Annotated in this window: 11 protein-coding genes and 1 pseudogene; 1 reads left to right on the plus strand and 11 read right to left on the minus strand. The window is 69.9% G+C overall.

Annotated elements, in window-relative coordinates; genetic code table 11:
* Positions 1-877, minus strand: a pseudogene (locus tag OIK44_RS25440) (hypothetical protein); the annotation flags it as partial.
* A gap of 330 nt (positions 878-1,207) precedes the next feature.
* A complete protein-coding gene (locus OIK44_RS25445; protein ID WP_273675032.1) occupies positions 1,208-2,539 on the minus strand; it encodes a sigma-54 dependent transcriptional regulator in 1,332 nt (443 codons plus the stop codon).
* Between the two features lie 303 nt (positions 2,540-2,842).
* On the opposite strand from OIK44_RS25445, the gene OIK44_RS25450 reads away from it, so the two are divergent.
* Complete coding sequence (locus OIK44_RS25450) at positions 2,843-3,451, plus strand: 1-acyl-sn-glycerol-3-phosphate acyltransferase (protein WP_273675034.1); 609 nt, start codon at positions 2,843-2,845, stop codon at positions 3,449-3,451.
* Between the two features lie 31 nt (positions 3,452-3,482).
* Here the strand turns inward: OIK44_RS25450 and ureG are convergent, their stop codons facing one another.
* The 9 genes from ureG to OIK44_RS25495 form a co-directional block, all read right to left on the minus strand.
* Positions 3,483-4,133 (minus strand): urease accessory protein UreG, encoded by a 651-nt coding sequence (gene ureG / locus OIK44_RS25455; RefSeq protein WP_273675036.1) that lies wholly within the window; start codon positions 4,131-4,133, stop codon positions 3,483-3,485.
* Positions 4,134-4,200: 67 nt separating this feature from the next.
* Positions 4,201-4,881, minus strand: a complete 681-nt coding sequence (locus OIK44_RS25460; RefSeq protein WP_273675048.1) for an urease accessory protein UreF — start codon at positions 4,879-4,881, stop codon at positions 4,201-4,203.
* 2 nt (positions 4,882-4,883) lie between these two features.
* The gene (gene ureE, locus OIK44_RS25465; RefSeq protein ID WP_273675037.1) at positions 4,884-5,393 is read right to left on the minus strand and encodes an urease accessory protein UreE; all 510 of its coding nucleotides are present in this window, start codon (positions 5,391-5,393) and stop codon (positions 4,884-4,886) included.
* Between the two features lie 11 nt (positions 5,394-5,404).
* Positions 5,405-7,105, minus strand: a complete 1,701-nt coding sequence (gene ureC, locus OIK44_RS25470; RefSeq protein ID WP_273675038.1) for an urease subunit alpha — start codon at positions 7,103-7,105, stop codon at positions 5,405-5,407.
* Position 7,106: 1 nt separating this feature from the next.
* The gene (locus OIK44_RS25475; RefSeq protein ID WP_273675039.1) at positions 7,107-7,436 is read right to left on the minus strand and encodes an urease subunit beta; all 330 of its coding nucleotides are present in this window, start codon (positions 7,434-7,436) and stop codon (positions 7,107-7,109) included.
* Positions 7,437-7,468: 32 nt separating this feature from the next.
* Positions 7,469-7,771, minus strand: a complete 303-nt coding sequence (locus OIK44_RS25480) for an urease subunit gamma (RefSeq protein WP_273675041.1) — start codon at positions 7,769-7,771, stop codon at positions 7,469-7,471.
* Positions 7,772-7,787: 16 nt separating this feature from the next.
* Positions 7,788-8,648 carry an urease accessory protein UreD gene (locus OIK44_RS25485; RefSeq protein WP_273675042.1) on the minus strand — a complete coding sequence of 287 codons (861 nt, stop codon included), beginning with the start codon at positions 8,646-8,648 and terminating at the stop codon, positions 7,788-7,790.
* Between the two features lie 145 nt (positions 8,649-8,793).
* Positions 8,794-10,998 (minus strand): two-component system response regulator, encoded by a 2,205-nt coding sequence (locus OIK44_RS25490; protein ID WP_273675044.1) that lies wholly within the window; start codon positions 10,996-10,998, stop codon positions 8,794-8,796.
* A 41-nt stretch (positions 10,999-11,039) separates the two neighbouring features.
* On the minus strand, positions 11,040-11,293 hold a 254-nt coding region (locus OIK44_RS25495; RefSeq protein ID WP_273675046.1), incomplete at its 5' end, for a hypothetical protein.

Below are 11,293 nucleotides of genomic sequence, written 5' to 3' on the forward strand. Positions count from 1 at the left end.
TGGCGCCGCCGCTGGCGCCGCCCGCGCCGCCGGGGCTGCCGCCGGCCAGGCCGCCGGCGCCGCCGTTGCCGCCGGCCGCGTCGCCGTGGCCGCCGTTGCCGCCGTAGGTGTCGCCCGCCGCGCCGCCGCTGCCGCCCGCGCCGCCCACGGCGCTGCCGCCGTTCGAGCCGGGGCTGCCATTGCCGCCCGTGCCGCCGGCGCCGCCGGCGCCGCTGTAGGCGTCGTGGGCATGGCCGCCGTCGCCGCCGCGACCGGCGTAGCTGTCGCCGACGGCCGCGCTGCCGCTGCTGACGCTGCCGTTGCTGGCGTCGCCGCCGCGGGCGGCCGCGCCGCCGCTGCCGCCGCTGGCCATGCCGCCGGCCGCGCCTTCCGCGCCGCTGGCGGCGCCGCCGGCCGCGCCCATGCCGTTGGCGCTGCCGCCATTGCCCGTGCCGCCCACCGCGCCATTGCCGACGCCGCCGGCGGCGCTGCCGGTGTTCGTCGCGTAGTTGCCGATATTGCTGATGGTGTTGCCCGACACTTGGCCGCTCAGCGTGCTGCTGGCCGTTGCGGTCGAGGTGTTGAAGGAATTCGTGAACGCCGCCGTCGACGTGCCGCCGTTGTTCGCCGCCGATGCGCCGGCGCCTTGGGCCAGCGCATTGCCGCTGCTATTGTTCTGCCCGGTGCTCTTGTCGTTGTTTTGATCGGAGTTATTGTCTTGCGTGGCAACCGAGTTGTCATAGGCCGCCGGTCCGGCGCCCGACTGGGTGACGGTGTTGTTCGCCGTCTGCGTGCTGCTGCCCGGTACATTGTTGGCCGCGTTGATCGGCCCGTTTGCCGCCTGCGCGCTCAGATTGAACGCGAGGGCAATAGCGGCCGCGAGTAGAGTTTTTTTCATTGCAGTTCCTTATTGAGGGAGGGGATAAACGAGGTGTACAGATCGCTTTGCGCAGCGCGCCAAGCAAGGCATCTCCATGCAAGCTTGGTGCCACGCCCCGCGCCGCCCCGTTAAGCCATTGAATGGCAAGGATATTTCCAGGGGCGGGAGCACGCCGCGCCGGCCGGCCGGCGCGGAAACCGCCGCGCCTGTCACAACGGTGTGACGGCGGACTGGGGCGGCGGGCCGCGCGCGCGGCCGGCGCCGCCGCAAAAAACCCGCCGATTCAAGCACTTAGGCGGCGCGCATGGCGGCCGTTGCCGCATCTGAACATGTATCGGCGGCGTGAGCTCAGGAGTCGATGCCGTGCTTGGCCAGCAGGCGGTACAGCGTCATGCGCGACACGCCCAGCTCGCGCGCCGCCTGGCTAATGTTCTTGCCGCTACGCTGCAGGCTCGCTTCAATGGCGGCGCGCTCGGCGCGCAGGCGGATGCCGTCGAGCGCCTCGCCGTTGCCGCGCCTGGGCGGCACCTCCAGCCCCAGATCCTGCGGCGAGATCAGGCGCCCCTCGGCCATCACCGCCGCCCGCCTGACCCGGTTGATCAACTCGCGCACATTGCCGGGCCAGTCGTGCGCCTTGATCGCCTCCAGCGCCTTGCCGCTGAAGCCCTTGACGCGGGGCGCGCGCTCGTCCGCGTACAGCGTGAAGAAATGGTTGGTCAGCAACAGCAAGTCTTCGCGGCGCTCGCGCAGCGGCGGCACGTCCAGCGCCAGCACGTTCAGGCGGTAATACAAATCCTCGCGGAAGGTGCCGCCGGCGACCGCCTTCTGCAGATTGACGTGCGAGGCGGCGATGACGCGCACGTCGACCTCGATGCTCTGCGTCGAGCCGAGCCGGTAAATGGTTTTTTCCTGCAGGAAGCGCAGCAGATTCGATTGCAATTCCATCGGCAAGTCGCCGATTTCATCGAGGAACACGGTGCCGCCGGCCGCCGATTCGATCAGGCCGCGCTTGCCGCACGCTGCGCCGGTGAAGGCGCCGCGCTCGTGGCCGAACAGCTCCGACTGGATCAGGCTGGCCGGAATCGCGCCGCAATTGATCGGCACGAAGGGGCCGGCGGCGCGCGGCGACTGCGCGTGGATGGCCTGGGCCGTCAATTCCTTGCCGCTGCCGCTCTCGCCCCAGATCAGCACCGGCGCCGTGGCGCCCGCCACCTGGGCGATTTGCCGGCGCAGCCGCAGGATGGCGCCGCCGTGGCCCTTCAGCGGCATGTCGCGCTGCCGCGCCGGCCCCGCCGCGGGCGCCTCGCGCAGCGCCGCGTGGCCGTGGGCGTGGCCCAGCGTATGGCTCAGGCGCAGCGGGTCGATCGGCAAAGTGTGGAAGTCGCAGCAATGGTCGGCGACGAGGCGCCGCCAATCGGGCGACTGCAGCGCGTGCGGGGGAAACACGCCGATCCACTGCATCGCCCAGTGCTGGCGCAGAAAGCTGTCGATCTCGTCGGGGGCGTCGCCGTGCGCCATGCCGAGCAGCAAACCCACGAGGAACGATTGCTCGCGCAATACGCGGCTGGCCTCCTTCAGGCTGGCAACGGCGTGGACGGTCCAGTCATCCCATGCCAGCCCCGCCACGAGCGGCGCCGCCGGCTTGCCCAGCGAAACACACAGGAGCTGCTTGTTGAGCATACCTTCCCCCCACGGCGACACGGCTGGACTGAGGACAAAGACAGTTGAATGGCAATAATGAGGAAAGCGCGGGCCGCTTGCGGCTTGCCGCGCCGCCGGCCTGCTTCGCCCGGCGTCCAGCCATCATGCCCCGTCCGCCTGAAAACTGCAAATGGATGCGTGCGGGCATCGTTGGCGGCGGCGCGATTTGCCTGTAGCGCCCGCCGCAATATAAAATGCGGCGCGGAATTTTTCAGTCCGCGCCATCAAACCAGCCGCAGCGCTGTCAAAGTAAACAAGAACAACAACATCGAGGAAATGCCCATGGACGATTTATATTTGCAGCCGCAGGCGCTGCCAGCCTGGCGGCAACGCGCCGCGCTGCGCACGCTGCACCTGTTCGGTTGGCGCGTGCGCTACCGGCCGCTGCCCGGTCCGCGCGGCATCGCCGTGCTGTATCCGCACACCTCGAACTGGGATTTCGCCGTCGCCCTGCTGAGCAAATGGGCGCTGGACCTGCCGTTCCGCTGGCTCGCCAAGGACTCGCTGTTCCGCGGCCCCCTGGGCAAGTGGCTGCGTTCGCTGGGCGGCGAACCGGTCGACCGCAGCACCACGTCGGGAACCATCCAGCGCCAGGCGCAGCGCATGCTGGCGGCCGACTGGTACTGGCTGGCCATCACCCCGGAAGCCACGCGCAGCTACCGGCCGAACTGGCGCAGCGGCTTCTATTACCTGGCGCTGGAGGCGAAAGTGCCGCTGACCATCATCTACCTCGACTATCCGAACAAGGTGCTGGGCCTGGTCGACCATGTGCATTTGAGCGGCGACCAGGAGCGCGACATGGCGGCGATCCGCGCCGCCTGCGCCGGCCACCTCGGCCGGTATCCGCACAAGGCGGCGCCGGTTGTGCTGTCCGACAAGCGCGCTGGCTGAATGCGCGCCGGCGACGGCGCATGAACCCTGTTCATGCCGCCTCGCCCTTGATGCAGTGATGCCGCTGGTCCAGCAAGCCCTGCTCGCGGATGAATTCGATCACCTGCGCGACCCCGTCGCCGCTGCGCAGGTTGGTGAAGACGAAGGGCCGCGCGCCGCGCATGCGTTTGGCGTCCCGCGCCATGACGTCGAGGCTGGCGCCGACATACGGCGCCAGGTCGGTCTTGTTAATGATGAGCAGGTCCGAGCGCGTGATGCCCGGCCCGCCCTTGCGCGGAATTTTCTCGCCGCCGGCCACGTCGATCACGTAGAGCGTCAGGTCGGACAGCTCCGGGCTGAACGTGGCGGCCAGGTTGTCGCCCCCCGATTCGAGCAGGATCAGGTCGAGCGCGGGGAAGTCGGCCTGCATGCGCGCGATCGCCTCCAGGTTGATCGAGGCGTCCTCGCGGATTGCCGTGTGCGGGCAGCCGCCCGTTTCCACGCCCATCAGGCGCTCGGCCGGCAAGGCGTCGGCGCGCAGCAGGATTTCCATGTCCTCCTTGGTGTAGATGTCATTGGTGATGACGGCCATGTCGTAGCGTTCGCGCATGCCCTTGCAGAGCATTTCGCACAGCGCCGTCTTGCCCGAACCGACCGGGCCGCCGATACCCACGCGGAGCGGGTTGGAAGTGAGGCTTGTCATCGTTTTCAGTCCTATGAATAGAATCAATTGCAAAAGCCGCGGCCAGCCCTCCCGGCCCGGCCCGCTCTCATGAACGATACAGCCGGCTGTACTGCACTTCGTGCTGCATCGACAGCAGCGACAGGCCCGGCGCCCAGTTGCGCATGCCCTCGTCCCTCACGCTCTGCGCAAAGCGCGCCGCCGCCTCCAGTTCGGCGCGCAGCGACAGCAACAGGCGCTGCCCCGCCACCTGCCCCAGCGGCACCGACTTGACGCACACCAGCACCTGGTTTTCCGCCCAGGCGAACAGCAGCGCCAGCAGCGCCGCCTCGTGCGGAATCGCCAGCGCCACCACCGCGCAGGCGTAGGCGGTCGGCAGCGCCACCTCGTCCTGTCCCCGCAGCGCGGCCAGCAGCGCGCCGTCGGCCACGCCCAGCTCGGCCAGCAGCTGCGTCAGCGAATAACCCATCTGGATGGTTTCGGCGCGCGATTCGGCGCTGTCGCGCGAGGCGATGAAGCGCTCGCTCCACATCAGCGCGGCCGCCATGTCGCGCCGCTGGAAGGCGCGCATCAGGCGCCAGCACACGGCCGCCTCCCACGGCGCCACCACCTCGTGCAACTGGCCCACGATCCAGGCCCGCGCCGTCGCCGCGTCGGCGACGATGCCGCGCTCCAGCGCCGCCTCCAGCCCCTGCGAATAGCTGTAGGCGCCGATCGGCAGCGCCGGACTGGCGAACTGCAGCAGGTGCAGCAAGGCGGACGCCGGCAGCCTCATGCCGGGTCGTGCGGCCGGTGGATTTTCTGCCGCAGCGGGATCGGCGCCAGCCGGTTCCGGCCGCCGTCGTCGCCGTGCCTGTGGCCGCCGCCATAGGCGCCCGCCTCCGGCTCGAAGGCCGCGTCCTCCTCCGTCACGCAGGCGCGCAAGCCCTCCAGCATCGCTTTCAGCACCGGGTCGCGGCGGATGCGCAGGAAGCCGTCGCCGACCTGCGCCTGGGTGTGCCGGTTGCCGAGGTGGAAGGCGCAGCGCAGCAAGGCGTGCGCGTCGGCGCAGCGGACCAGGTAGGTCGGCTCGCGCGCCGCGACGATGCGCACGACCCGGCCCGCCTCGCCCGTCAGCAGGTCGCCGTCGCGCAGCACCGTGCCGCGCTCGGTGAACACGGCGACGTCCTCGCCGCTGGCCAGCGTGGCGCGCAGCCGGCACTTCTCGCGCTGCTCGTAGGGCAGCACCAGTAGCGCCTCGACGGCGTCGGCGTGGGTGATTCTGGTATGCAGGCTCAGCATCGAAGCTCCTCTCAAAACAAGAAATACCGCTGCGCCATCGGCAGCGCCCTGGCCGCCTCGCAGACCAGCAACTGGCCGTCGGCGCGCACCTCGTAGGTTTCCGGGTCCACCTCCATGTGCGGCGTGGCGCCGTTGTGTATCATGTCGCCCTTGCGCAGGTGGCGCATATTCTTCACCGCGATCAGCTGCTTGCCCAGCCCCAGTTGCCGGCCGATGCCGGCGTCGCAGGCCGCCTGCGACACGAAGGTGAAGGATTTTTTCAGGCCGCCGCCGAAGGCGCCGAACATCATCCGGTAATGCACCGGCTGCGGCGTCGGGATCGAGGCGTTCGGGTCGCCCATCCGCGCCGCCGCGATCATGCCGCCCTTGAGTATCAGCGCCGGCTTGACGCCGAAGAAGGCCGGCTTCCACAGCACGATGTCGGCGATCTTGCCCACCTCGATGGAACCGACGACGTGCGAGATGCCGTGCGTGATGGCCGGGTTGATGGTGTACTTGGCGATGTAGCGTTTGGCGCGGAAATTGTCGTTGCGGCCGGAGTCGGGCGCCAGCGCGCCGCGCTGCACCTTCATCTTGTGCGCCGTCTGCCAGGTGCGCATGATGACCTCGCCAACCCGCCCCATCGCCTGCGAGTCCGACGACATCATCGAAATGGCGCCGAGGTCGTGCAGGATGTCCTCCGCGGCGATGGTTTCGCGGCGGATGCGCGACTCGGCGAAGGCGACGTCCTCGGCGATGGCCGGGTCGAGGTGGTGGCACACCATCAGCATGTCGAGATGCTCGTCGAGGGTGTTGACGGTATAGGGCCGGGTCGGGTTGGTCGACGAGGGCAGCACATTGCCCTGCCCGACCGCGGCGATGATGTCGGGCGCGTGGCCGCCGCCGGCACCCTCGGTGTGGAAGGTGTGGATGGTGCGGTCCTTGAAGGCGGCCAGCGTGTGCTCCAGGAAGCCGGCCTCGTTCAGCGTGTCGCTGTGGATCGCCACCTGCACGTCCATGCGCTCGGCCACCGCCAGGCAGTTGTCGATCGCCGCCGGGGTGCTGCCCCAGTCCTCGTGCAGCTTGAGGCCGATGGCGCCGGCCCGCACCTGCTCCTCCAGCGGCGTCGGCAGGCTGACGTTGCCCTTGCCGAGGAAGCCCAGGTTCATCGGAAAGGCGTCGGCCGCGCCCAGCATCGCGTGCAGATGCCACGGCCCCGGCGTGCAGGTGGTGGCGGCCGTGCCAACGGCCGGCCCGGTGCCGCCGCCTATCATCGTCGTCACGCCGCTCATCAGCGCCTCCTCGATCTGCTGCGGGCAGATGAAGTGGATGTGCGTGTCGACGCCGCCGGCCGTGACGATCATGCCCTCGCCGGCGATGATCTCGGTGGCGCCGCCGATGGCCATCGTCACGCCCGGCTGGATGTCCGGGTTGCCGGCCTTGCCGATGGCGGCGATGCGGCCGTCCTTCAGGCCGATGTCGGCCTTGACGACGCCCCAGTGGTCGAGGATCACGGCGTTGCTGATGACCGTGTCCATGACGTCGGCGGCGTTGCCCTGCGACTGGCCCATGCCGTCGCGGATGACCTTGCCGCCGCCGAACTTGACCTCCTCGCCGTAGCTCGCATAGTCGTGCTCGACCTCGATGAACAGCCCGGTGTCGGCCAGGCGGATGCGGTCGCCCTTGGTCGGGCCGAACATTTCGGCGTAGGCGAGGCGCGAAATCGTCACCATGTCATGGCTTCCCCGGCGGCGCGTCCTGCAAGGGCCCCATCACCGCGCCGTTGAAGCCGAACACCCTGCGCGCGCCGGCCAGCGCCACCAGCTCCACGGTGCGCCGCTGGCCCGGCTCGAAGCGCACGGCGGTGCCGGCCGCGATGTTCAGGCGCATGCCGTAGGCGCGCCGGCGCTCGAACGACAGCGCCGGATTGGCCTCGAAAAAATGGAAGTGCGAACCCACCTGTATCGGCCGGTCGCCCTGGTTCGCCACCACCAGCGAAACGCCGGGGCGGCCGGCGTTCAAGCTGATTTCGCCTTCTTCGAGCTGGTATTCGCCGGGGATCATGGTGGGCTCCTCAAGAGTGGCGGCGCGGCAGTTCAGGGAATCGGCTTGTGCACGGTGACGAGCTTGCTGCCGTCCGGGAAAGTCGCCTCCACCTGGATGTCCGGGATCATCTCGGCGATGCCGTCCATGACGTCGGCGCGGCGCAGGATCTTCGCGCCGTCCGACATCAGCTCGGCCACCGTGCGGCCGTCGCGGGCGCCCTCCATGATGGCGGCGCTGATCAAGGCCACCGCCTCCGGATAGTTCAGCTTCAGGCCGCGCGCCAGGCGCCGCTCGGCCAGCAGGCCGGCCGTGAAGATCAACAGCTTGTCTTTTTCCCTGGGCGTCAGATCCATCGCGTGTCCTTGGGCGTCAAGTGTTCCAGATGCGCGGCACCTGGGCCGCGCGCCCCAGCAGATGGGGGCGCAGGCGCCGCCACACGGCCAGCATGGCGCGGCGCGCCTGTTCGCTGTCGTCGCCCAGGTAGCGGGCCGCCAGCACGCCCTTCATCTGCGTGAGGCCGAAGCGCGCGCCGCCATCGGCGCCGGCCTCGCGCAGGCCGGCCAGGGCGTCGGCCGGCAGCGCCCTGCCGACCGCCAGCAGCGTCGCGCAGACGCTGTGGCCGTGCAGGCCGAGCGGGCTGCGCAGCATGTCGCCGCCGCCGGCCAGCACGCCCCGCTCCCACCAGACCAGCCTGCCGCCGCGGCGCACCTGGGTCAGTTGCGTGATCCTGCCGCTGTTGAAGGACTCGCCCGAGGCGCGCCGGCCCAGGCAGATGATGTCGCAGCCGATGTAGCTGGCGTCGGCGGCCAGCGTGACGCTGTGCTCCAGCGCGACGTCGGCCGCGTCGAAGAAAATGCCCTCCTGCGGCATCCATTCGACGCTGGCGCCGGCCCCGGCGTGCAGCCGCACCTGCTGGCGCGACACCTGGCCGTTGGCCTTGTACCATTTGGTGGCGCCCGGCGACGTCAGGAAGGCGCGCGCCGCCGGCCCCACGCTGGCGCCGAGCGCCAGCTGGTCGCCGCCCAGCACGCCGCCGGGCGGATGCACGACGATCACGTGGCAGACGGCGCCGCCCTCCGGGTACAGCGGCTGTTGCACGCGCAGGGGGCCGACATGGGCGCGCTCGACCAGCCGCGTCGTGCCGGCGTCGTCGGCGAAGCCCAGCGCCAGCCGCGCCTGGCAGGCGCCGCCGCTGGTGATGCTCGTCTGGCTGTCGCTGCAATCGGGCATGAGGGCATTCCTTGAGTGGATGCCTGCCTTGAATGCATAATTTATGCCAGCGCACGGGGGCGCGGCCCCGGCAAGGGCCGCGGACTGCTGCACCAATCCATGCCGCCCGCACCGGTTTGGTGCGCAATTGCCGCCGCGCGCCGCCCTATATCGCGCTGAGGTTCTTCTTTTCGCCCAACAACGCCGTGAAGGCGTCGGCCGCCAGCGGCCGGCTGAAGAAGTAGCCCTGCATTTCGTCGCAGCCGTGTTCGCGCAGGAAGGCCATTTGCTCGCGCGTTTCGACGCCCTCGGCGATGACGCGCATGTTCAGGTTGTGCGCCAGCGAGATCACCGACAGGGCGATGGCGGCGTCGTTGGTGCTGGTGGCGACGTCGTCGACGAAGGATTTGTCGATCTTCAGCACGTCGATGGGGAAGCGCTTCAGGTAGCCCAGGCTGGAGTAGCCGGTGCCGAAGTCGTCGAGCGAGATGCCGACGCCGATGTCCTTGAGGCGCTTCAGCGCCGCCACCGCCTTGTCCGGGTCGCCCATGACGGTGCTTTCGGTGATTTCGATGCCCAGGCAGAGCGCCGCGATGCCGTATTTGCGCAGCGTCGCCTCGACGAACTCCACCGTGCGGTCCTGGGCGAACTGGTTGCCCGACAGGTTCACCGCCACCTTGATTTCGCCCAGGCCGGCCGCGTGCCAGCGCTGGATCTGCGCGCACACGGTGTCGAGCACCCATTCGCCGATGGCCGTGATCAAGCCGTATTCCTCGGCCAGCGGGATGAACAGGCTGGGCGCGACGCGCCCCAGCACCGGGTTGTCCCAGCGCAGCAGCGCCTCGGCGCCCAGCATGGCGCCCGTGCGCAGGCACATCTGCGGCTGGTAGTGCACGGCGAATTCGCCGCGCGCGACGGCGCCGCGCAACTGGGTCTGGATCGCCAGTTTGGCGCGCACGTCCATGTCCATGCGCTCGGTGAAGAAGGCGTAGTTGTCGCGCCCCGTTTCCTTGGCGCGGAACAGGGCCGTGTCGGCGTTGCGCAGCAGCTCGTCGAGGCTGTCGCCGTCGTTCGGAAAGACGGCGATGCCGATGCTCGTCGTCAGCGTCAGGTGCTGGCCGTCGACGCGCAGGTCGTCGCGCAGGCCCAGCAGGATTTTCTGCACCGTCGCCAGCGTCGCGCCCAGCGCCGCGTCGTCTTCGAGGATGATCTGGAATTCGTCGCCGCCCTGGCGCGCCACCGTGTCGCCCTCGCGCAGGCAGCTGCCGAGGAAGCCGGCGACGGCTTGCAGCGTGCGGTCGCCGACCGGCGCGCCGAAGGAGTCGTTGATGTTCTTGAAGCGGTCCAGGTCCAGGCACATGACGACGACGCGCTGGCCGTCGCGCCCGGCCGCGGCGCGGCTATGCTCGAAGCGCTCGCGCGCCATCTCGCGGTTCGGCAGCCCGGTCAGCGCGTCGTGGTGCGACAGGAAGGCGATCAGGTGCTGCTCGGCCTTGCGCTCGCTGATGTCGAGGAAGACGCCGACGTAGTTGACGACGGCGCCGTCCGGCCCGCGCACCGTCGACACGCTCAGCAGGCCCGGATAGGTGTCGCCGCTCTTGCGCCGCGTCAGCACCTCGCCCGACCAGTGGCCGCACTCGCGCACCGCGTCCGCCATCGCCGCGACGATGGCCCGGTCGGCCTCGGTGGCGGCCAGGCGCAGCACGTGCCAGCCCGCCACCTCCGGCGCGCTGTAGCCGCTGATGCGCGTGAAGGCCGGATTGGTGGTGATGATGTGGCCTTCGGCGTCGGTGATCATGATGGCGTCCAGCGTCGCCTCGAACACCTGGCTGGACAGGCGCAGGAATTCCTCGTTGGCGCGGCGCACCCGCACCTCGTCCTCCAGCGTGCGCGCCACCTGTTCCAGCTCGGCCGTGCGCTCGTTGACGCGGCGCTCCAGGTTGGCGCGCTCGGCCGCCAGCGCCTGCTGCGCCCGCCCCAGGCGCACGTGGGCGTCCGTGCGGGCGAGGATTTCCTCGGCCTGGAAGGGTTTGGCGATGAAGTCGACGGCGCCCAGCGCGAAGCCGCGCACCTTGTCGTCCGTGTCGTGCTGGGCCGACAGGAAGATCACCGGCACGCCGCGCAGCTCGGGCGACTCCTTCAGGCGCCGGCACACCTCGAAGCCGTCGATGCCGGGCATGCGCACGTCCAGCAGGATCAGCTCGGGCGGGCGCGACTGCGCGGTCCACAGCGCCAGCTCGCCGTTCGGCGCCTGGCGCACGGCGTAGCCGGCCGTCGTCAGCAGGTCGCTCAGCAGCTTCAGCGAGGCCGGCGTGTCTTCGACGATCAGCACTTCGCCCTTGTTTGTTTGGTCCGACAAATCGCGATACATGGTGCCGCTCTCTTCACTATGGTGTGTCAATCGGTGCAATTCTACAACTCCCCGGCCGCGCCGTCGGCGCCGTCGAGCAGCGCGCACAGTTGCGGGTACTGGTAGTGCGCCAGCATCTCCTCGATGGCGGCGACCAGCCCGGCGCACTCAGGCCCCAGCTCGCCCAGCACGGCGGCGGCGCGCGCCAAATTCAATTCCAGCAGGGCCGTGCGCAGGCGCGCGCGCGCGGCCGGCGCCAGCGCCGCCAGGTCGGCGCCGCGCAGCGGCGCGCGCGGCGCCGGCGCGGCGGCCGCCG

This window comes from Janthinobacterium fluminis, assembly GCF_028595325.1.
Classification (GTDB): domain Bacteria; phylum Pseudomonadota; class Gammaproteobacteria; order Burkholderiales; family Burkholderiaceae_D; genus Janthinobacterium; species Janthinobacterium fluminis.